Below are 22,213 nucleotides of genomic sequence, written 5' to 3' on the forward strand. Positions count from 1 at the left end.
TCATATCTTCAATATGTCAATACATGTATGACATATAACACAAAAAAAAGACTGCCGGAATTTATGAGATATCAGAAGATCGGGAGATATCAGAATCTGTCTTCAGCTTCATATTTCTCTTTTCGGGGATTTAACCCAATAATCCTGCTATTATGTATGTTTGTAAGTGACTGCCTGATGAGATCGACAACACCTGTCTCAATTATCTCTCCATGTCCTGGATAGATAATATGAAATTTTTTCTTTGCCAGTTCTTCAAATCCGTGAACAAATGTTTTTTCATACGTGTTATCAGTACCCCAGATCATCACCGGAGTATCACCGGAGAAGAGAATTTCTTCTTCAGGGCAGTAAATGCAGACTGAATCAGATGTATGGCCTGGAATTGAAACAATTTCAAAATGATAGCGGCCACAGCTGATAACATCACCGTCGGTCAGAATCTGGTCTATTCCGGTTGTATAAGGTGATGATGCGTACACTACCGCCTGAAACTCTTCTTTAATCTCTTTTATCAGACGTGCGTGATCGTAATGATTATGGGTGAGTAGTATTTTGCTCACCGGGCTTTTGCCAATCTCTTTTTTTCTCTCACGCAGGAATTCGAGGATTGCCGGATCACATCCGGTGTCGATGAGCACCCCGCCATAAGCCGCTCCGTCACAACAGCACAGCCATACATTGGATGTGTACACAGCACTCTTCTCGGTAAGATTGAAAATCTCCATCTCTTACACAATCCTGCTGTGGCGAATGTTCCGGAGTGACTCTTCCATCAGATGGGGGACTCTGTAGGTTATCTGATCTCCATGTCCGGGGTATATGGTCTTTACTTCAGCTGATACAAAGAGTTCATATGCGTCCAGAAATTGCGATGTAAACTCTCCGTCATGCGAGTAAATCCTCATAGGCACATCTCCGGAAAAGAGCAGTTGTTCCTCTTCGCAGAGAATACATACTGAGTCGTCACTGTGACCTGGTGCATAGACTGCAATACAGGTTTGCTCCCCGATCTGAATCTTCTGCCGGTCAGCAAGTGGCGTGATATTGTCATTTCTGCTGAGTGGGTGAGCATATACCTGCGGGCTGTATTTTTCTCTGATTTTTGGCAACATGCCGGCGTGATCAAAATGTGAATGGGTCAGGACAACCTGGTCGACGGGACGTTTCCCAAGACCGCACCTGATACTTTCAAGTGATTCAAGGATTGTCGGGTCCCGTCCGACGTCGATGAGCGTATTCAGGTCTGATAATGCATGATATGTCCCGCAGATATGCCAGACATTGGATGTGTAATACTCACTCTGTTCCGTCAGGTTTCGTACCAGCATAGATCTCTTTTTTCCTGAATATCTGTGCGTTCATGACAATCTGATCAAAGAGCCCGTTCAGTTCATCTGGAAGTTTCTGTGTGTGCTCATGAAGCATAAAACCCCCCTGTTCAAGGGCATTGTAGAACATCTTCCAGACCTTTAGTCGCTCTTCAGCAGAGAAATGGAGCAGAACATTTTTACAGATGATCATGTGGATGCCGGTTCTGATGGGTTCAAAGGTCAGGAGATCGTGTTTTTTAAACTCAACCGCATTGCGGATTTCATCGGATATATAGACATAGCCGGGATCTGTAGGATCTGTTCTGAAGTATGCCTGAAAAATCTCGGGAGGGATACGCTGGAGGTCCTTTTCAGGATATCGTCCGGTCCCGATTATCTGCACGTACTGGTTATACGTGTCTATATCGGTTGCGTAAATCTTCACATTCCTGAAGAGATGTGGCCCCATCCGCTCCCGCAGAAGGATGGCAAAGGTATAGGGTTCCTGACCCATGGCACATCCGGCGCTCCAGATGGTTATGGTCCGTCTGCTTTGCACAAAGGGCAGAAAATGATCAATTGCAAGATTTAACGTCTGGGCATCGCGAAAGAAGAATGTGAACGCCATGATAACCTTCTCTGTGTTTTTCTGCTCCGATATTGCATACCCTCCCGATCACCTGATGACAAGTATCCGGCGGGTAAGACTTTTATGTACGCGTTGTTCGAAATATCCGATGATCTCACAATGCTGATGAGCCAGCGGTCTGATGTCCTGATGGGTGACCAGAACAGAATGGTTGCCCTTCTTCACCACCCGCTTTATCTCAGTGAGTGCCTGATGATAGAGATCATTGAGCCCGTTTCCAATAATGGTAACCGACTGGCCGTACGGAAGATCTGATACCACGTGATCGATGGAGTTATCAGGGAACGGGAGGTGTCGGGCATCAGCAACTCCGGCCATTGCAGCGGAGAGGTTTTTTCTGCTTCCTGCAATCATCTCACGGTCAGCATCAGTTCCTGCTGCATTGCATCCGATAAGTGACGCTTCAATTAATGTCCCCCCTGTCCCACAGAACGGGTCAAGTATCCATTCACCGGGCAGGGCTCCAGACATATTAATGAGTGCCCGGATCATCCGCGGCATCATGACACCCGGGTGAAAGAATGGGCGGTTTCCCGGTTTTCTGGTATGATACGGGGACCGGTCAAGCTCCCAGGTGAGTTCTCCGAAGTAGCATCTTCCTCCTGCAATAACTACTCTGAAGACTCTTTCCGGTGATGAGACTGATACCCGCCCTTTCACATGGTAGCCGATCAGTCGTTCAAGTTCTCCGGATGATGCGTCCATACCATGGTCTGCCATCTTTTTGACTCTGCCGCAGAAGGGTTCGGGTGATGTGATATCGAGGTCCTCCAACATCTGTATAAAAGACTCTTTATCTGCCGGACATGTCCCGATATAGGTCATTGCCGCGTGAGTATAGGCAAACCGGTTTATGATTTCTATGGATGGTGCCTCAGCAATCAGTACCTGGGTATTCTGTTCGAAGACCGGAAGAATTGCTTTTACTTCTTCTACGGGGATTGCCGGGTGCTCCCCGGATAATTCAAGGATGAGTTTCACTCATGCTCCTATGGAATATTGAAAAAAATCAGGCGGCAAATGCATTTTCTATGGTAGAGAGGATGACTTCTTTAGTAAAGGGTTTTACAATATATCCCTTGGCACCAAGTGAGAGTGCCTCCTGTACATGAGAGGACTGCTCAGAGGCTGTGCACATAAGAACGCGGGCATCAGGATCAATCTCCCTGATCTTCTTTAAAGCTTCAAGACCGTTCATATCAGGCATCAGAATATCAAGAATCACCAGATCAGGTTTTACCTTTTCGTAGAGATCTATGGCAATCTGACCTGTTTCAGCCTCGCCGACGATCTCATGCCCTCCTTTTGTGGCCATGATACCAACAAGCCGCCTCATGTATCCTGCATCATCAACAAGGAGGATCCGCGCCATGTACTTTGTACTTTTTCTGCAGAAACGTTTAAGCGTTGTGATAGGTGAGGAGAGAATGAGGGGAGGGGTTATCCCCCTAGAATAGATTCGAAGAACCCTTTCTTTTCATTTCCGGATCCTCCCGGGTTTTTTTTACCTTCAAGTTCGAGGATCTTTTCGTAGAGTTCCTTTAGTTCTCCGCTTACATGTTTTGGGATGGTGACTTCGACCTCAACCAGAAGATCTCCAGGTCTGCCCCTTTTTCTGACTCCCTCTCCTGATATCCGAAGTTTTTTGCCTCCCTGAGTTCCTGCAGGGACCTTAACCTCCAGATGTCTGCGGTCTATGGTGGTAACCTCAACAGTGGTTCCAAGCACTGCCTGAGCCGGGGTTATCTGAATCTTCGTCAGGAGGGTATCGCCATCACGATGGAACCGGGGCTCTGGTTTGACATGTATTTCAATATACAGGTCACCATTTGGTGCTCCATGATCCCCGGCCTCTCCATATCCCTCAAGACGGAGACGCATGCCGGTATCTACTCCGGGGGGGATATGGACTGAAACCTTTCTTCTGACTTTCTCATGTCCGGACCCTTTACATTTGGAACATGGTTTTTCTGCAACCTTCCCCTTGCCATGACAGAAATCACAGGTGGATTGTCTGACAAAATTTCCGAACGGGGTCTGGGTTGCCTGCCGGATCTGTCCAGTTCCTCCGCATTTTGGACAATTCTTTGTCTTTTTCGTCTCTGAACCTGTACCGTCACAGGTTGTACAGGATTCAGCATGCATGACCTCTATCTCACGGTCTGCACCAAATACAGCATCCCGAAGGGAGACTTCGATCCGCATGAGAAGATCGTCTCCCCGTCTTGGGCCCCGCTGACGTCCGAATCCCCCGAAAATATCCCCTGCAAAGTCAAAGATATCACCAAAACCGGAGAAGTCGGCGTTGAATCCTCCGCCATATCCTCCACCGCCATACGATCCTTTTGAGGCGTTGGTAAAGGCTTCATGTCCCATCCGGTCATACTGCTGTCGCTTCTGTGCATCGGACAGGACACTGTATGCCTCGTTAATTTCTTTGAATTTGTCCTCTGCTCCCGGATCTTTATTCACATCCGGATGATATTTTCGGGCCAGGCCCCGGTATGCCTTTTTAATCTCGGTATCATCGGCATTGCGGGACACGCCAAGGATATCGTAGTAATCTCCCGCAGCCATTTTTTATACTCACTCCTTCTTTTCAGTGAAGTCTGCATCCACGACATTGTCATCAGAAGCAGAGGAGGAGCTGCCCTCTCCTTTCTGTGCTGCCTGCTCTGCCTGGACTTTCTGATATATCTTGGTGGTAACTTTAAAGACTGCCTCGGTCAGTTCTTCCATCTGTTTTTTAATGGCGTCAGAATCTGTTCCTTCAAGAGCAGTCTTCATCTTTGCGATCTGGTCCTGGATGTTTGTCTTGTCTTCCTCTTCGATCTTATCTTCACTCTCTTTCAGAAGCTTTTCTGCAGAGAAGACAGCCATATCTGCGTTATTGCGGATCTCAATCTCTTCTTTCTTCTTGTTGTCTTCCTCTTCAAACTTCTTGGCATCATCGACCATACGCTTGATCTCATCATCAGAGAGTTTCTTACTGCCTTTGATGGTGATCGCCTGTTCATTCCCGGTTCCAAGATCTTTTGCCGTGACATGGATGATACCATTGGCATCAATGTCAAAGGTGACTTCGATCTGCGGGATACCACGAGGTGCCGGAGGGATACCGGTCAACATGAACCGTCCCAGGGTAAAGTTGTCATTTGCAAGTTTTCGTTCTCCCTGCACGACATGGATCTCAACAGATGTCTGATTATCTGCTGCAGTTGAGAATATCTGACTCTTTTTGGTCGGGATTGTTGTGTTTCTGTCGATGATTGGGGTTGCAATGCCACCAAGTGTCTCAATGGACAAGGTCAGCGGAGTAACATCAAGGAGTACGATGTCACTCGTTTCACCGGCAAGTACGCCTCCCTGAATTGCAGCACCCACTGCAACACACTCATCAGGATTGATGCCTTTATCCGGTTCCTTTCCAAGAAGTTCCTTGACTTTCTGCTGGACAATTGGAACACGGGTTGAACCACCGACAAGCAGGACACGGTCAATCTCTGATGGCTTGAGTCCTGAGTCGGAGAGTGCCTGCTTCACCGGTCCAATAGTACTCTCGACAAGGTCGGAGATGAGCTGTTCAAACTGGGCACGGGTCAGGTCGATGTCAAGGAATTTTGGCCCTGATGAATCGGTGGTGATGTAGGGCAGGTTGACATTGGTCTTCTGTTTTTGTGAGAGTTCTATCTTGGCATTCTCTGCTGCATCACGAAGACGCTGCATTGCCATTGGATCTTTTGAAAGGTCAATACCCTCTTTCTTTTTGAATTCGGCAACGAGGTAATCGATGATTCGCTTGTCAAAGTCATCGCCACCAAGATGGTTATTTCCCGAAGTTGCCTTTACTTCAAAGACACCATCACCAAGGGTCAGGATAGAGACATCGAAGGTCCCACCACCAAGATCGTAGACGAGGACGGTGTGATCATCTTCTTTGTCAATACCATATGCCAGTGCCGATGCGGTCGGCTCGTTGATGATACGAAGAACTTCAAGCCCTGCAATCGTTCCTGCATCCTTGGTTGCCTGTCTTTGTGCATCGTTAAAGTATGCAGGGACAGTAATGACTGCCTTTTTGATCTCTTCCCCAAGGTATGCTTCTGCATCGGCTTTCATCTTCTGCAAAATCATTGCAGAGATCTCCTGAGGGGTAAAGCTCTTCCCGTTGAGTTCGATCTTTTTGGAAGTTCCCATATCACGTTTAACAGATATGACGGTGTTCTTGTGATTGGTGATCGCCTGACGTTTTGCAAGGCTTCCAACAAGCCGCTCACCCTCTTTTGTGAATGCAACAACAGACGGAGTGGTTCTGCCTCCTTCTGCATTGGGGATAACGACTGGTTTTCCACCCTCCATGATAGCCATACAGGAGTTCGTTGTTCCAAGATCGATACCGAGAATTTTTTCGCTTGCCATAATGAATTTCCTATATATGAATGATTACTTCTGTTCGACTGGTGCTGTACCCTGCGAGACAACAACCTGGGCAGGACGGATCACTTTGTCCTGCAGGCAGTATCCTTTGCAGACCTGATCGCAGATAGTTCCCTCATCAACATCTGATGGGATCATCGCGATCGCTTCATGGCGGGTTGGATCAAATTTTTCACCGACTGACTCGAATGATTCGATTCCCTGTCTCTTCATTACCTGAATCAGCAGCTTCTGTATCTGAGCAAGCCCTTCGTGTGCTCCGCCCTCTGCCTCTAAGGCACGGTCCAGACTGTCTGCCACTTCAAGCATGTCACGGGCAAATTGTCCGATAGACTGAGCAATCCGTTGTTCTGTATCCCGGACGGAACGTTTTCTGAAATTTTCAAAGTCAGCTGCAAGCCGCAAATATTTGTCATTGAGGTCATCATACTCTGACCGGAGTAGTTCAAGGGGACTTTTCTCCTCTTCCGGGGGTGATCCTTCCGGAATCAGGGCATCCTCTCCTTCCTGATTCATTTCTGATTTTTTCTCAAGATTGGTATCTGCGGAATCGTTCATAGAGGTTCACCATAATTGTTGTAATGTGGTTCTATATATATGTATCTCGTTCTACCTGATGTCTATGTATTAATGTATCATCACTGAAAATCTTAAATTCTCCAAATATCTCAATTAATCAAAATTTTAGCCATTAAAATCTAATAAAAATTATGCGAGAGTATTTACTTGAAGTTAGTGTAAAAGCATACTCATCTCCTTTGTATGAAACCCAAAAACGCGCCGGTAAAAAATCAAATAATAATGGTTTAAATTAGAAAATCTCTTTGCTATATATCTTATTGATATACTCCCCGTCAACTGCGGGGAGGTATCGCACCATCGTGTCACCCGCAGGAATAGTGGTAACCTGCCATAAACGATTCGGTTTGAAATTCACAGAAAAAGTGCATATTGGATTTAAAAATCTTAATCTCCTGCAAATTCTTTCGCGCTCCAGTGGAAATGAAGGGGTCAGTTAATTCATATGCCCGAAACCGTCTGCACCCCCTCTCGTGCTACCCTGACAGAATCCTCCCAATACATCCTGGGACATATGACCAGTTCGTATCCGCAGTCTTCTGGTGATTATGGTTTATTATATCATGAAAATCAGGCGTATCTGTATGGAGGAAATGAGTGAGCCTGATCTCTGATCTGCTTTGGGGATCTGCCGGAAGAATGATCTGATGGATAAAAGCATCCCATGTGGACCGGTTCAATATTCCGGATTCTCTTACTTTTGAAAACAGAATCATGGCGTAGAGCTGACCGACAGGATATATCCAGTACATTCCTGCAGTATCTCCAGTCAAATGCGGGGACTGAAGAAGATAACCCCCATGGTCAGTACTATGTATTCCAGTTATTTCTGTATATATTTCTGCGTATGCTTCTCCAAATGAAATGGAATCAGGGGATTTTGTAAACCGGTAATCAAGAATGCCTATTGCCATGTCTTTCCCCAGGTTCAACCGTCTTTCTGGAGAATATGGATCGGACATTATTGAATATTGCATAATTTTGTCTCCGTTCTGAGGTTCCAGGGGGGATTCCGGAGCCATGAGGATGCTTAGTATTTCCGGAGAAAATGCCAGATATTCAAAAAGATGTGATAAAGCTTCGGTCAGTTCTACGGGCATTATGGTTGGCACCGAAGATGTTTGATCAGAACTGGCAAGGATCCTGGTATAGAGATGACCCAGTTCATGGAATAGTAAGGAATATCCTTCTTTTTCGAGTCCATTTCGAACAGTATTGTGATCCAGAATGCCACTCACGATAAATACTGGTGCAGGAAGACCCCCTTCATCTTCTCTTCCATCCCCATCTCCGGCTATGAGTGCAGTCATCCACTCTTTGGTTTTCCCTGGCCTTTCTTCCAGATCAAGATAGAACCATCCTTTCGTATCATTTGTCTTTTCATCAGCAACCCGGAAGAGGAGAACATCTGGAGCGTACCCCCGGGCATCTGCCACGAGTTCAGTTCTGACACCAAACAGGCAGGAGAATAATGCGATGGTTCGGGATATCGTAACATGGAGTGGTAATGAAAAATCTCTCGTATTTGGGGAGTCATTTCTCTGTTGCGAGGTGATGAGCAGATCCGTCTCATAATCAAATACTTCTTTTGCCATTGGATCTCTGGTTCTCTTTCTTTGGAGAAGATCAGACGCCACCGGTTTTACCAGGTCTTTCACAAGGGGCGTGATCTCATCGAGCATGGATGAAATGTCTGTCCCGTTTATTCTCCATCCCTGTTCATCTGCTTTCAGGTCGGTCCAGGTTGTATACCCAAGAAGGGATGCGATAGAATTTCGAAGAATCGCAGTTTTTGTGAATATATTGAGATTTTCTGTAAGAGGGTGTTTTTCCCTGATATGCATCATGTACTGGTTCTGCAAGGATCCAAGTTCCTGATAGAGAGATGATAATCGTGTTTTCTCTTCTTCAGATCTGAGGGCACCACCACATCTGAAAAACCGGATTTCCTGATCATACAACCATCTCCCATACTCTGACTCCGGTTTTGTATCTAATATGGAGCGGTACAGTTCATCATGTGATGAAAGGTTCCTGATGTATGTATCCCGTTTCTCTGCTGCCATGAACGCTGTGTTCTGAAGATCCCGGTCCGGATACAAACTGGCAAGGGTCTGATATTTTAAAAGACGGTTATCAAGTCTGGTCAGAATCTCTTCAAGACGGAGTATTGTATTTGTTTCATTCCGTTCACAGGCAGGAAGAGAGAGAAGAGATGCAATTTCCTGGTCAGTCTGGGAGAGTGCACTATGTACTTCCTCCTCAATCGCCTGTGCAGTCGATGGAAAGGTAATGGCTGGCTTTTCTCCGGAAACAGAAAGGGAATTATCGATTCGATCTCCAGATACCTGGCTATAGAGAAGGGTAAGGAGTAATAAAAGAACAATTAAAAAGTCCTTTTTATTCAGATTCTCCACGGTTCTCCCTCTTGATCATTGAATGGATACTCTGAATCGATGGATACTTATAGCCTTAATGAGAATAGTCCATTCAGGGAAGATCTATGGGATCACAAGGACGTAAAATTGTCGGCATGGATGTTGATGAGTTGATCTCTCTCCTCAACAAGGCACTCGCTGATGAATGGCTTGCATATTACCAGTACTGGGTCGGTTCAAAGGTTGTGAAAGGACCAACCAAGGATGCTGTTATTGCCGAGCTGGTCCAGCATGCAACAGAAGAACTCTCACATGCTGATATGATAGCCCTCCGGATCGTTCAACTGGGAGGAACCCCGGTTCTTGAGCCGAAGGAATGGTACAATCTGACTAATTGCGGGTATGATGCACCGGTTGATCCCTATGTGAAGGCCGTGCTTGAGCAGAATATCAAAGGGGAACAGTGTGCTATTAAGACGTATGACAAACTGATGAAGATGGTTGAGGGCAAAGACCCGGTTACGTACAATATGATTCTCACCATCATCACTCAGGAAGTTGAGCATGAAGAGGATCTTCAAAGTCTCCTTGAAGATCTTGAAATGATAATGAAAAAATAAATTTTTTTTGATTATCTTTTCACCTTTTCAATATAGGTTTCTATTTGTTCACAAAAGACGTATAGATCTTCCAGGTGGTTTTTCAGAATATAGTATCCTGTTTCATCATCGATCTTCCCATTGCGATGGACAAGAATATTTCGATAACTCTTCATTTTTTCATCGTTTCTGAAAAATTCTGATCAATAATTCCTTTTGAGCACAGATTCTCTATGATGTCTTCATCATCTTCAGGCACTCCAAAACGTAAATCCCTGTTTATGATGGCGCAGATATCAAAAGCCGTCTTGATGGCATATTCCAATCTCTTGAGGATAGCTAAAACCCCCCTTTGGTGATCGCAAGTTTATAAAGTATTTGTAAACCCACATTTGTTGGAAGGGAGTTATTAGCTAATCTCTCTTATAAATACCCTCCTTTACAATGCCCATATTTGAAAATTGTTGATATTCACAGTCGGGAGGAAAATTCTCTTTTATTATCTCTATTGAATTCTCTATCTCACGTAAACGGATTCGAATTTCTTCCAATCTCATTTTTTTATTCAGGCTATGAATCGTTCTCCGGTATAGTCGTCAAGATGAGGTTTGAACAGATTGTATTCCCGGATGGTATCATATGCCAGGTCATACACTTCATCTTCATCCTGCATATACAAGAACACCCCTCCCAGTACTGACTTTCGGATATAAAGAGGCAGGTTTTCAAAGATGTTTAAAGCTATCTTTTCTGGTAGCTCGGACAACAATGATATTCGATACAATTCTGCTTCTAATCGCTCCATGGTACATGATATAGTGATATCGATGTCTGAGTGGATGGTACTCTCCCCGGTGGCGACTGATCCATAGAGTGCAATAAATCTTATCTTTGAAAAATCAGTTGAATTTTTCATTATTTCGAGGGCTTTTTGAATGACATCCTTGTTCGTATCTTTTATTGCAGGGTTCATGAGGATCTTGGATAATAATGATCACCGGTACTGAAGAATACATAATTCAATCTTCATGCCATGGTTTTTCATACCATAGGAGAACATATACCCTTGTAGGTGTAAGATCCTCGCACTTGGTATACCAATATCAAAATCATCATCTGGGGAGGGTACTATGAGGAAATATATCACACAAAAAGGAATTTTTCTGGCACTCATCTGTATTATATCTGGTATCAGTGGTGTCGGATATGCTGATCAGGGAGATAATTTGTATTATGACCAGCAGGGTTCAGGTAGTGCAGAACCCTTTTATCCGTCATATGTCCCCTCCCCTGATACAGATCTTACTCCGGACCAGGATATGCAGATTATCACTATCCAACCAGGAATGGAGTATGTGTATACCGACCCTTCACCATCCCCCGACTTTTCACCTCCTTCCTCGTCGATACCAAATCAGCCGGTCTTCTCACATGATCCGGTTGGGAGTTCATATCAGGATCCGGGAACTGCAGAGCCCTATTATCCGTCCTCTCCTCCTTCCCCAGGAAATACCTATGAAGATCCGGTGCAGGTTGTACCGGTGACGACCCAATACCCGGACCCCGGTATCGCGGTTCCGTATTATCCCGCATACCCGCCTGAACCAGAACCGACTCAGTATATCCCTCCACGTGAATACTCTTCCCCGGTGTATATCCCGTCTCCCCGATACCAGGAGCCAGTAGTTATCCACACATGGTATGATGACCGGTACTATCGCCCATCCTATTATGATCCATATGATCGAAAATGGGAGTATTACTCATACGCAGATGGTACTTTGAAAGTATCCAGTACTCCATATCAGGCTGAAATATATCTGGATAACCGGTTCAGAGGCTATACTCCGTATTCCGGCTACCGAACCATTGAAAATCTCCGCCCTGGCACCTATACCCTCCGTCTGAAAACTGCCGGCTACTATGATTATTCAGAAGATGTGTACGTGTCACGGGGCAGGACAACTTACGTTGATGCTGACATGGTAAGAATCGGGGAACGGTACCAGAAAGCAGGATCGATATCTGTTCAATCTGAACCCCCGGGTGCAGGTGTGTATCTGAATAATGAGTACCGGGGCTTTACACCGGTTGTCCTCACAGGAGTATCTCCAGATGAACACACCCTCCTTGTGCGAAAGGACGGGTTCATAGACTATGTCAGCAAGGTGCAGGTTATGGATAAACAGACGATCAGCATTTCTGCGATATTAAATCCGGCGCCGGTACCTGCAACCTTGACTCCTGTTGCCCCTCCAGTGGAGAGTCCTGTTCCAACTCCTACCAAATCCGGATTATTTGAGGGTATTGTCTGTATTTCAGTTCTTCTCAGTGCGCTTTTCATGGTCCGGCACCGGTCAGATCCATGAAGGCCCGGACACCTTTTTTCGAAAGCTTCTAGACCTTCAGACAGAGAAAGTACTAGGATAACAGCAGGAAGTCGGTGTAGAGTGAGTACAAACCCTGAAAAACATCCTAACCGTCCCCATTGTCTGTACCTGTGGTTTCTACACGGAATGCCGGTATGTTCTGAAGAGAAAAGCAATCGGCAGTGTCCGTATCCATTCTGGAAATGTCCGGTAAAGCAGATGCAGCCAGATCAGATTCATATGATGGCTGCGGATGTGGTATCTGATGTATCTGATAGTGCCAGAGTGTCCTTGAAAACATAGATCTACAGAACTCAATAATCCCGCCGAATCTTTGGGCCGGCCTACCGGGCTAAGGCCACCGTCTCTCCATATTGAACGACATGGCCCTTCATTGCCTGAATGAGTTCATCTTTTGTTGATCCGGCTGGCAGATCCAGCATGGTATCCAGACCATAAACTCTGAACTGATACCGGTGCATCTCACCTTCAGGCGGGCAGGGTCCCTGATATCCGATGGTGCCATAATCATTTCTTCCCTGCACGGCCTGTACCGGGTATGTTACCTGCGGCTCTTTTGGAATACCTTCCGGGATTCGGGAGAGGGGGGGAAGGTTCCAGACAATCCACGGAGTAAAGGAACAGCATGATTTGATGAACGGATTAAACACCATGATAGCGACAGAGGTGGCATTCAGGTTTTTAATATTCAATGCTGGAGTCCGGTCTTCTCCTTTGCAGGTATACGAATTTGGAAATTCCAGAAAATCAAGGGTTACAATTATTGAGGTTATGGTGGTCATGCTGGATCATACCTCATATCAGCGTGCCAGGAAAAAAACCTAAGCCTCCGGCGGTAATGAGATCCTTACGGTTTTCTGCCCTGATTATCTGCGGGATATCTCCCCATATGATACTTTGTTCTCCAAACACGGCGAATATTCCGTCGATATGAGAATCCACCCTGTCAAGGCATGACTGATCGGCAATTGTCAGGACATTGCAGACGGCTGTTGCAACGGCATCTGCGAGAAGAGGATCTCTTGAGAAGACCGTTACGCTGTCTGCCGTTCCAAATGAAAAGGAATGACCAACCGTTGCTGATGAGGTGCATATCCCGTATATCTCATTTTTAGGTGGGATAAAAAATGCATATTTGCCAGATAATGGAGAATTTCCCGCATACAGGCCCACCCGTACCGGCCGGTCTGTTATCATCGCAATATCTCCTCCATTATCAATGATACAAAAGGATGCTCCCTTTTTTTGTGCTGCGCTCACTCCGGCATGGGCAATCGCTCCGGCAACCGCTGCCATTGGCCCCACGCCCGCTTTCCATGCGGCAGCAGCCATGTTCTTAATAATATCCGGGCCCTGTGTGATAGTCAATGGTTCAAAACTGGAATTAAAAAAGGGATCCTGAATGATATACCGCTCAAGTTCGTATCTGGCCGTTCGGATTCCTTCACAAGCGGTTTCAATCACCAGCTCTTCATCGGCCAGAATTGTGGCAATTGTCTCCCTGAGCTCAAAATGATGACGGAGGGTCATTCAGGTTAGTAACTTAATGATAATGCTGCATGGGGACAACTGATAATACACCGTCCACAGAGGATACATCTCTTCGTTTCAACATGTAATTTCCATTCTTCATCAAAGGAGAAGACTCTTTTTGGGCAAATAGAAATACATGCCCCGCAGTCAACACACTCCTCCTCATCATGTCTGATACCTTCCTCGAGAATTCTGACCTCAGCACCAAGGCTTCTCATCCGCTCGCTGACCAGGATGCAGCTTTCGTCTGGGACATCCACAAGGGCTTCTTCTCCTTCATGCGCATCAGATCGTGCCCGGTCAACATTGATGAGAACGCCGGTTTCTTTGACCACCTGGGCAATAATCGGCTTACTCTCATGAATAAGCCTGACTAATAACTTCATGGTCTTCCTCCGCCGGGTTTGAACAGTTTCCCTAAGTCACTTGCATGAAGAATGGCAATACACTGGTTTTGTGCATCAACAACCGGTAATGCACTGATGCGGTGATGTTCCATCTTCTGAGCAGCAATATCAATCGGTTCATCGGCCAACGTGGTGATCACATTTCTGGTCATGACATCCTGGACTTTTACCTTTCGTTCAGGCCGTGCAACAGCCTTGGCAATATCAAAGGTGGTTACAACACCAGTGAGCCGTCCCTGTTCATTCAGAACCGGCAGGTGATTTGTCTCTCCCCTGAGGAGTTTCTTTGCTGCCTCTGTGATCTCCTGATCTTCCTTGATGGTGACCACTTTTCGTTGCATGATCTCCTGAACCAGGACTACCTTTCTTGTTTCCCTCATTGGTTTTGCCTGTTTTGAGGGATCAAGATACCGGGTAGGGAGGCAAAGGGTCATTTGTCCATCCTCAATCCATCGTTTTAAAGTGTTTGCAACCATCTTTGCCCGGCGGAATGATGACAGGGATGAAGTCTTAATCTCTTCATTATCGAGTTCGATGGTTCCTGACTTCAGTTCAGCATAACTGACCTGACCAAGAACCGGTCGGCTCCGTGAGGGGACTCCGTAATCCTTGATACTGACCATAATATCCTCATCACGAACCGCAGTGCGCCTGACAGTTTCGATATCAAGAACCGGCAGGGGAATACCGACACCAAGGTAGAGGGTCGGGCCGTACCGGTACATATATGCAGCCCTGAGAAAATCGGTGTTCATGTCATTCATATCGGCCGTGGTCATTAAAGTGGCAAAGTTCCCTGCCGAGGAGTGCTGAGTTCCTTCACCAATCACCATGCCCTGAGCTCCGCCAAGGAGGATTGGAACACCACTTCCGATTAGCCGGAGGTTTGGATCATTGCATATGGGATTTAATGTGCCGGCTCCGGAAAAGGTAACGTTTCCATTATGCGGAAGAAGGGTTCCCATGTAGGTATATAACGTATCTTCAGAGGTGTTGACTGCAGCATCATACCGCTGGTACGCATTCCGGGGATTGACCATAATGGCCTGGTTTAAATCTTCCAGTCGCACCTCGGTTGTGATACTCCGCCGTGGATAGCAGTCTGATCCTGAAGACTGGGCTCGAAGTTCGATGGCTTTCCCAGATATAAAATCCTCGATAACATGGGCTCCACCATAACTTTCCATTCTGGTTACTGACTTGTTTGTCGCACCGATGTAAGTATCCACAGCTGCAATACCGCCATATGCCTCGACATCGTTCAGCCAGAGTCGTTCCATCTTTATTGGAGGCTCTGCATGACCGAAATTCAAAAAGGCACCAGAGGAACACATAGCCCCAAAGGTTCCGGTGGTTACAACATCCACCTCCTGGAGTGCTCCTTCTTCTCCGAGTTCGCTGACGATGTCCGGCATCTCATCGGCAGTGACCACCCGGGCTGTTCCATCACGAATACGCCGGTTGATCTCATCGATGGACTTTTCCATAATGGTTACCTGATTGGAGATGAAAGGTGTTATAGGTTTAGTTTTGCTTCTGATGGGAAAAAACGGACTTCGTTCTTTTAAAGCCAGAAAAAATATTATTGGAGGACGGCACCAAGGTCAGCAGGGCCGACTGCAGCAGCATACCTGGCAAGGACGCCAGTAAGCGGTCTCTTGAGTGGTTTCCATCCCTTCTTCCGGTTCTCGATCTCATCAGCAGAAATATTCAGATTCACCGTCTTGGTAAACAGGTCAATAGAGATCTGGTCTCCATCCTTTACAAAGGCAATCGGACCGCCTGCCGCTGCTTCAGGTGCCACATGGCCGATACATGGTCCCCGTGTTCCGCCAGAGAACCGCCCGTCAGTGATAAGAGCGACCCTGCTGTATCCAAGTCCGACGAGTGCCGAAGTGGGTGACAGCATTTCAGGCATTCCTGGCCCGCCTTTCGGACCCTCATACCTGATGACGATGATATCCCCCTCTTTTATCTCACGTGCAAGGATTGCTTTCATTGCCAGCTCTTCCCCGTCAAAGACACGGGCCGGTCCGGTATGCTTCCACATCTCATCCTGAACTGCCCCGCTTTTAATGACCGCCCCGTCTGGTGCAAGGCTACCGGTTAGGATCATCAACCCTCCGCTTTGGTGGACTGGCGATTGTTCGGGTCGAATAACAGACTCATCTACATATTTGACTGAATCGGCGATAGTGTAGATATCCATGCCGGATACGGTCTGACAATTTTCAAGATGGCTCCTTATCTGCCTGAAGACTGCCGGAATTCCTCCTGCATGGTGGAGAGCTTGCATGGAGTGAGGACCAGCCGGCATCATTGATGCGATATGTGGTATCTGCTCTGATAACCGGTTAAATTCCTGCAGGTCAAAAGGTACTCCTGCTTCAGTTGCAATAGCCATCAGATGAAGGACGGTATTGGTTGAACCACCCAGGGCCATATCAACCCTGATAGCATTTCGAAGGCTTGCCGGGGTGATGATATCACGGGGAAGGATCTGTTTTCTTACCAGATCCACAATCCGTTTTCCGGTTCTGTATGCAAGCCGGATTTTATCTGCATAGACTGCCGGAGTTGCGGCACACCCGGGAAGTGACATGCCCAGGGCTTCAGTCATACATGCCATGGTATTTGCAGTATACAGGCCCTGACATGAACCACACCCTGGCATCGCAGCAGTTTCAAGTTCGGTGAGTTCCTCCTCCGTCATGGTCCCTCCTGCCACCTTTCCGACTCCTTCAAAGACATCAGTCAGTGAGAGTTCACAGCCGTGGAGATTTCCAGGAAGCATATTACCCCCGGTCAGGACAATGGCAGGGATATTACATCTTCCTGCAGCCATGAGCATACCAGGAACAATCTTGTCACACGTGCAGATGCAGACAATACCATCAAACTTGTGGGCCTGTATCATGAGTTCGACTGAATCTGCAATATTTTCCCGTGATGGGAGGGAGTACCGCATTCCTTCATGCCCCATGGCAATGCCGTCACAGATGCCGATGGTATTAAATTCAAAAGGAGTTCCTCCTCCGGCAGTTATCCCTTCTCTGACCCGTTCACCAAGAACCCGGAGATGGGTATGGCCGGGAACGATGGTGTTCCAAGAGTTTGCGATACCGATAAAGGGCTGGTGCATCTCACTCTCATCTATCCCGAGAGAACGGATGAGGGAACGATTGGGAGCCCGGGCATATCCTGCCTTGACATCATCACTCCGCATAATACTCATGAACAGATAGGAGATGTCACTAAATAAAGGAAAGGTAGGTGGTGCAAAATAGGGTGTCAAATGCACCACTTAGATCGGTGAGATTCAGATCACATGGTGCATATCAATCGAAAACCTATACTGAGTATGGTTTTTACCTGTGCTCAATGTGGTCAGTGCTGCATGTACCTGGGAGACTATATTGTCATTGATGCAAAGACCGGGCCATATACCTTTTCCTGTTCCTGTGTTTCAACAAACACTCCTTTTCATGCCGTCGTTGATGAGGATAAACGAAAATTTTTTGATAACGATGAGTTTCCCCGTGCTCATCCTCATGCCTGTCCTTTTCTCCGACCGACTAATGACGGGAGGATCGTCTGCACCATTCATGAGACCAGCCCTGCCCAGTGCAAGATATACCGGTGTGTGGTAGTGCGAATTTACTCCGGTGAAAAACAGGTGGGGTATATCACCGGTATGGGTGCACTTCATTCAGATGATCCGGATTTGCGTTCCCTCTATGAATTATGCGCCAAGCAAATTCCGCAGGGGGATGAGGAACGGGATGAATGGTTTGCCCGGTACTTTGAAAAACATGGGTACAGGACTGAATAGTGGTATCACCGCGAGTCAAGCCACGGACCTACATCTGCAGCATGGAGAATCTTTACTCCGATATTTTTCATGTCAAGCACGTTGGCTTCATGGATCTCTTTTGTCTGTGCCCCGGTTGCGTCATCGACGAGGATCGTTTCATAGTTAAAAGCCATTGCATCAAATACCGTAGTCCGGATACAGTTCGGTGTCTGGATTCCTCCCACAACAACGATGTTTACCCCGAGGGTCCGGAGCATCAGGTCAAGGGTAGTTCCAATAAAGGCACTCATCCGTACCTTCTCGATCAGGTGCTCACCTGGGACTGGTGTGAGTTCATCGATAACCGCAGCACTATGTGACCCCCTGACTGCAAATGGTTTGTCTTTAAACAGGTCAGCCCTGAACCATTCAACATCTGAACCATCCGGTTCATGAACCCTGACGATATGGAAAACCGGGAGATGTTTTCCGCGAAATAGAGAAAGCAATTGAGTAAGGGGGGTGATGACTGCCTGTGCTCCGGCAACAGGGAGAACTGCATGAGCTGAGGCAAAATCATTCTGCATATCGATGATGAGGAGTGCAGGTTTTTGTGCCATATATATGGATGGGATTATGGTTTCATCATAGTTGTGACTGGGTCACTGAGAAAGCGATTATCAAGATACGTCTTCAGGTGGAGAGTAAAAATAGTTTTTTTGGGCAGTATCATCCGGAAATTGTTCGAACCATAAGTTGGTTAAATACTAGGCAATGATGTGATATCCATGAGGTTTTTCGATATTGCCATATGGAAAAAATGATGAAGTATTACTATGAGTACAACCTCTCCCTCATCCCTTCCAATTGTTCTATCAGAATTGAATAGCCATATTGATAAGATAAGGGGGACGTATGGGGTGACAAGACTTGGAGTCTTTGGCTCTGTCAGCCGGAGAGAGGATACTCTGGATAGCGATATTGATATTCTGGTGGATTTTCCCCCTGAAAAAGGGATATACAGGAAATTTATTCATTTGGCAGATGAACTGGAAGAAATTTTTGGCCGGTCAGTTGATCTTGTAACCGTAAAATGATTATCCCCATTTATACGACCATATGTTGAACGAGAGGTGATTTGGGTTTATGGATGATATCATATTCCTTTCTCACATCCTGGAAGAGACTCGGGTTTTTCTCTCAAGGATGGCTCTGATCCTTTGTATCGTCCTTTGCATGATTGGACCCATTCAGGCAGAACGGGTATTCTTCTCTGATGGCACGTTGTACAATGGTTCTCTATCGAAAGATGATATTCTGAAACAGTTTGAAGAATACACCGGTGAGGGACCGGTGATTGTGTTTCATGATCTCATCTGTCAATCATGTCAGGATGCGATGGATTATTTCAGGGAATTTGAGCAGATTTACCCGGAAATCCCTATTGTATACTATGACCTTCATGGCAACACGACCAATAAACTGCTATTTGAAGAGTACATGACGATCTATCACCAAAAAAACCTCCTTGCACCAACCGTTTTTGTGGGTCCTGCAGGGATTGAAGGGAATGAGTCAATACGGCTGGTCTTTGAACCGTTTGCTCTATTATATGTAGATAATCAGTGAATTTTATAAAACAATATTTCGTGTGGCGTTTCAAATCGTCAGGAATTAGTCTCTTAAAAGCGCACCACGCTATAAGAATTGTGATACCATGTCCCCAATAAGCGAGAGAGTGACCAGGAAGAAGAAGATAGATCCACTCCTTCGCACATTCGGATGGGACATTTTTTTTACGATCATCTTGAGGTTGAACGGGCATTTGAAAGCGGTCTTAGTCAGATGATCACCGATTTCAATATGGCAATCTGTGCAGAAGGATGAGTTATGGGGTTAGGTAATATATACTGCCGCCAATATGTCTGTGGTTTAGATGAGATCAGAGGAATAACATGAAAATCTGTAGTCTTTCACTCAAGGGATTTCGTTCTTTTAAAGATATTTCATGGTCACCCGAAAGTCTTAACATAGTTATTGGACCGAATGGAAGCGGGAAATCAAACCTTCTCAAATTACTGGATATGATTCGTCTGTATGCTGATGGAGAATTCAGAGATTATGTCCTTCGTGAAGGAGGGAGGGATCAGATTCTTTGGGATAATCAGGCAGAGAAAATAGAGATTCATATCAACTTTTGCAGAGATGGGGACCATGAACAAATCGCCTCTTTCGATCTTGAATATTCTCTTCAGATTAGGAAAAAGGGATATGAGGGAGATTTTCAGATCGAACAAGAATTTTTACGTACTATACATGTTCCTTCTGAACTTCATGAATCTGTCACTTTTTAGAACGAAATCCTTCACTCTCATATTTCCGTAATAATGTCGACGCTGATTCAATCTCGATGGAAATTGAATCCACCGAGACACTTTTATCACAATTAAAAACTCCATTTACAAAAGATTCTAGAGGGTGTTGCATGACTAAAATTTGGAAAATTTTTGGTAAGTACTTTTTCTTATCAACATCTTTAGAAAATTGTCTCCGATCATTCTGCCCAAAGATGATAATGCATCGGACAATATTGAATAAGGTATTCTAATACCCACTCCCTTATTACAGATAATATGCCGCTTCTTTTGCAGGATCAGTTCTCTGAATTTCTTCAACTCCCCTCTTGAACAGACCTTCCGAAGATTCTGTGTTAAACAAATCAAACTCCATTCATCCTGACAATGTGATATTCCCCTTCTCTGCAATTTTCTTAAATTGCGATTTTCTTTAATCCATCCAAATGCGGGTTCAACAATCGTTTTTCGTTGTGAATATGTCTTTTTGGCACCATACGGAGTCATTGTCACTTCCATAATCCCTTTAGCAATAGAAGCGGGTGTTGGAATATTATCATCTTGAATGAGATTTCTCGTACACCAATCACCAATAGATGCTAACGTTGGAATACTGCAAATGCCATCAAAAAGTTGATCGGAAATTCGTTCAAGTTCAAGTAAACTTCTCTCGAGGCCTCTAATACTGAAAATATCTGGTTCATGGCATGTAGAACAGAGAAATCCAATATCCTGCTGTTTCATATACAGATAGTTTTCATAGCTCCAATAACCAGCATCAGTAAGTAAATTAAGATATTCAAGCGATAAGCCGGTTAATTGAGCAATTTCCTCTAATCTTTCATAACATGGTTGAAGTAATCTGTAATCAACGGGTGAATTACTTAAAAACGGAACCAGAATATAGCCATCCTGGTTTACAATTATCTGGCCATTATATCCTTGAATACAACCAGGCCCACTTTTCATTATTGAACTATCAGGATCTGTAGTGTTTGCAAGACTTTGTTCATCAGGGTTTTTTGCAGGCTTTTTAGGTTTTCTACCTCGTTTCCTTTTTCCAGACTCTCTCTCCTCTTCCTCCCTTTGGGCAATCTTCTCTTCCTTTTTTTGGGATTTCTCCTTATGTTCAGCCTCAAGTCGTTCTTTTGCTTGAATGAATCGTTTTATCCTTTTTGAGTGAGTCTTAAAATCATCGGGAACCTCGTTACCTGATTTATCCGGGCCATAAAGACGATCCTCGACATCATCTTTTTCTTGGACTTCCTTTAGATATTTTTGAATTTCTCCCTCAATCTTTTCATATGGCATGTTCGATCCAAGTGAAGCATTCGCCTTTAGTTTTGTTCCATCCAAGGCGAGAAGGACGTTATTGATTAATCCTGCTTCATTAAGGAGAGTCAATACTGGAATGAAAAGTTGTCCAATAAAAGAACTGTTTTTCTTGATAAATCGCGAGATTGTGGAATGGTCTGGGAGAGAATTGCGGGTTACTATTCTAAATCCTACATCGTATCTGCATTTATTCTCTATTTGACGGCTTGAACGAACTCCATTAAAATATGAGTAAATGATCAAACCAGTCATTATTTCTGGATGATAAAATGCCGCACCTTGGCCGTCTTCCCGGTATTCCTTATATAATGGGGATAGGTCGAGAATTGAGATTAAATCAATTAATATATGACAGAAATCATCACTCGGAACCCAGTCTCTAATATCCTCAGGGAGAAGGTAAAGTTGTTCAAAATCCCGACCTATCGTATTATACATTGAGTATA

General features: G+C 45.4%; 23 protein-coding genes and 1 pseudogene. 6 read left to right on the forward strand and 18 right to left on the reverse strand.

The window, feature by feature from the left end:
• Positions 1-89 precede the first annotated feature (89 nt).
• The 9 genes from MHUN_RS00645 to MHUN_RS00685 all read right to left on the reverse strand — a co-directional run bounded on the left by MHUN_RS00645 (position 90) and on the right by MHUN_RS00685 (position 9,395).
• Positions 90-728, reverse strand: coding sequence for an MBL fold metallo-hydrolase (locus MHUN_RS00645; protein WP_011447195.1), 639 nt, complete (start codon positions 726-728; stop codon positions 90-92).
• Positions 729-731: 3 nt separating this feature from the next.
• Positions 732-1,331, reverse strand: coding sequence for an MBL fold metallo-hydrolase (locus MHUN_RS16980; RefSeq protein ID WP_011447196.1), 600 nt, complete (start codon positions 1,329-1,331; stop codon positions 732-734).
• A complete protein-coding gene (locus MHUN_RS00655) occupies positions 1,300-1,941 on the reverse strand; it encodes a CheR family methyltransferase (RefSeq protein ID WP_011447197.1) in 642 nt (213 codons plus the stop codon). The genes MHUN_RS16980 and MHUN_RS00655 overlap by 32 nt, the downstream gene beginning before the upstream one ends.
• A gap of 48 nt (positions 1,942-1,989) precedes the next feature.
• Positions 1,990-2,943: a methyltransferase domain-containing protein gene (locus MHUN_RS00660; protein ID WP_011447198.1), complete on the reverse strand. Its 954-nt coding sequence runs from the start codon at positions 2,941-2,943 to the stop codon at positions 1,990-1,992.
• Positions 2,944-2,971: 28 nt separating this feature from the next.
• Positions 2,972-3,334, reverse strand: coding sequence for a response regulator (locus MHUN_RS00665; RefSeq protein ID WP_011447199.1), 363 nt, complete (start codon positions 3,332-3,334; stop codon positions 2,972-2,974).
• Positions 3,335-3,402: 68 nt separating this feature from the next.
• Positions 3,403-4,539: a molecular chaperone DnaJ gene (gene dnaJ / locus MHUN_RS00670; RefSeq protein ID WP_011447200.1), complete on the reverse strand. Its 1,137-nt coding sequence runs from the start codon at positions 4,537-4,539 to the stop codon at positions 3,403-3,405.
• A gap of 9 nt (positions 4,540-4,548) precedes the next feature.
• A complete protein-coding gene (dnaK, locus tag MHUN_RS00675) occupies positions 4,549-6,381 on the reverse strand; it encodes a molecular chaperone DnaK (protein WP_011447201.1) in 1,833 nt (610 codons plus the stop codon).
• A 24-nt stretch (positions 6,382-6,405) separates the two neighbouring features.
• Positions 6,406-6,957, reverse strand: coding sequence for a nucleotide exchange factor GrpE (locus MHUN_RS00680; protein WP_011447202.1), 552 nt, complete (start codon positions 6,955-6,957; stop codon positions 6,406-6,408).
• A 497-nt stretch (positions 6,958-7,454) separates the two neighbouring features.
• A complete protein-coding gene (locus tag MHUN_RS00685) occupies positions 7,455-9,395 on the reverse strand; it encodes a M3 family metallopeptidase (RefSeq protein ID WP_011447203.1) in 1,941 nt (646 codons plus the stop codon).
• An 86-nt stretch (positions 9,396-9,481) separates the two neighbouring features.
• Between MHUN_RS00685 and MHUN_RS00690 the strand changes: the two genes are divergently transcribed.
• The gene (locus tag MHUN_RS00690) at positions 9,482-9,976 is read left to right on the forward strand and encodes a ferritin-like domain-containing protein (RefSeq protein ID WP_011447204.1); all 495 of its coding nucleotides are present in this window, start codon (positions 9,482-9,484) and stop codon (positions 9,974-9,976) included.
• 11 nt (positions 9,977-9,987) lie between these two features.
• On the opposite strand, the pseudogene MHUN_RS19890 reads toward MHUN_RS00690, so the two are convergent.
• Both MHUN_RS19890 and MHUN_RS00695 read right to left on the reverse strand, forming a co-directional pair.
• Positions 9,988-10,292, reverse strand: a pseudogene (locus MHUN_RS19890) (DUF86 domain-containing protein).
• A 228-nt stretch (positions 10,293-10,520) separates the two neighbouring features.
• Entirely contained in the window at positions 10,521-10,928 is a 408-nt protein-coding gene (locus tag MHUN_RS00695) for a nucleotidyltransferase domain-containing protein (protein WP_011447205.1), read from the reverse strand.
• A 157-nt stretch (positions 10,929-11,085) separates the two neighbouring features.
• On the opposite strand from MHUN_RS00695, the gene MHUN_RS00700 reads away from it, so the two are divergent.
• Positions 11,086-12,324: a PEGA domain-containing protein gene (locus MHUN_RS00700; protein ID WP_011447206.1), complete on the forward strand. Its 1,239-nt coding sequence runs from the start codon at positions 11,086-11,088 to the stop codon at positions 12,322-12,324.
• 344 nt (positions 12,325-12,668) lie between these two features.
• On the opposite strand, the gene MHUN_RS00705 is transcribed toward MHUN_RS00700, so the two are convergent.
• From MHUN_RS00705 to ilvD, 5 genes are all read right to left on the reverse strand, one after another.
• Positions 12,669-13,127 (reverse strand): YbhB/YbcL family Raf kinase inhibitor-like protein, encoded by a 459-nt coding sequence (locus MHUN_RS00705; RefSeq protein WP_011447207.1) that lies wholly within the window; start codon positions 13,125-13,127, stop codon positions 12,669-12,671.
• A gap of 13 nt (positions 13,128-13,140) precedes the next feature.
• Positions 13,141-13,875 (reverse strand): UPF0280 family protein, encoded by a 735-nt coding sequence (locus MHUN_RS00710; protein ID WP_011447208.1) that lies wholly within the window; start codon positions 13,873-13,875, stop codon positions 13,141-13,143.
• A 5-nt stretch (positions 13,876-13,880) separates the two neighbouring features.
• Positions 13,881-14,264 carry a 4Fe-4S dicluster domain-containing protein gene (locus MHUN_RS00715; RefSeq protein WP_011447209.1) on the reverse strand — a complete coding sequence of 128 codons (384 nt, stop codon included), beginning with the start codon at positions 14,262-14,264 and terminating at the stop codon, positions 13,881-13,883.
• Positions 14,261-15,772 (reverse strand): homocysteine biosynthesis protein, encoded by a 1,512-nt coding sequence (locus tag MHUN_RS00720; protein WP_011447210.1) that lies wholly within the window; start codon positions 15,770-15,772, stop codon positions 14,261-14,263. Before MHUN_RS00720 ends, MHUN_RS00715 begins: the two co-directional genes overlap by 4 nt.
• Positions 15,773-15,867: 95 nt before the next feature.
• Positions 15,868-17,511 carry a dihydroxy-acid dehydratase gene (gene ilvD, locus MHUN_RS00725; protein WP_048067168.1) on the reverse strand — a complete coding sequence of 548 codons (1,644 nt, stop codon included), beginning with the start codon at positions 17,509-17,511 and terminating at the stop codon, positions 15,868-15,870.
• A 102-nt stretch (positions 17,512-17,613) separates the two neighbouring features.
• Here ilvD and MHUN_RS00730 point away from each other — a divergent pair, with 102 nt between their 5' ends.
• The gene (locus MHUN_RS00730; protein WP_011447212.1) at positions 17,614-18,117 is read left to right on the forward strand and encodes a hypothetical protein; all 504 of its coding nucleotides are present in this window, start codon (positions 17,614-17,616) and stop codon (positions 18,115-18,117) included.
• A 5-nt stretch (positions 18,118-18,122) separates the two neighbouring features.
• On the opposite strand, the gene MHUN_RS00735 is transcribed toward MHUN_RS00730, so the two are convergent.
• The gene (locus MHUN_RS00735) at positions 18,123-18,698 is read right to left on the reverse strand and encodes a cysteine hydrolase family protein (RefSeq protein ID WP_011447213.1); all 576 of its coding nucleotides are present in this window, start codon (positions 18,696-18,698) and stop codon (positions 18,123-18,125) included.
• Positions 18,699-18,914: 216 nt separating this feature from the next.
• Here MHUN_RS00735 and MHUN_RS00740 point away from each other — a divergent pair, with 216 nt between their 5' ends.
• The 3 genes from MHUN_RS00740 to MHUN_RS00750 all read left to right on the forward strand — a co-directional run bounded on the left by MHUN_RS00740 (position 18,915) and on the right by MHUN_RS00750 (position 20,432).
• Positions 18,915-19,175, forward strand: a complete 261-nt coding sequence (locus MHUN_RS00740) for a nucleotidyltransferase family protein (RefSeq protein WP_011447214.1) — start codon at positions 18,915-18,917, stop codon at positions 19,173-19,175.
• 49 nt (positions 19,176-19,224) lie between these two features.
• Positions 19,225-19,707, forward strand: coding sequence for a hypothetical protein (locus tag MHUN_RS00745; RefSeq protein WP_048067170.1), 483 nt, complete (start codon positions 19,225-19,227; stop codon positions 19,705-19,707).
• Positions 19,708-20,033: 326 nt separating this feature from the next.
• Complete coding sequence (locus tag MHUN_RS00750) at positions 20,034-20,432, forward strand: AAA family ATPase (protein ID WP_011447216.1); 399 nt, start codon at positions 20,034-20,036, stop codon at positions 20,430-20,432.
• Between the two features lie 135 nt (positions 20,433-20,567).
• On the opposite strand, the gene MHUN_RS00755 is transcribed toward MHUN_RS00750, so the two are convergent.
• Positions 20,568-22,205 (reverse strand): IS1182-like element ISMhu1 family transposase, encoded by a 1,638-nt coding sequence (locus tag MHUN_RS00755; protein ID WP_011447217.1) that lies wholly within the window; start codon positions 22,203-22,205, stop codon positions 20,568-20,570.
• Between the last annotated feature and the right edge of the window lie 8 nt (positions 22,206-22,213).

Source organism: Methanospirillum hungatei JF-1, from assembly GCF_000013445.1.
GTDB classification, from domain to species: domain Archaea; phylum Halobacteriota; class Methanomicrobia; order Methanomicrobiales; family Methanospirillaceae; genus Methanospirillum; species Methanospirillum hungatei.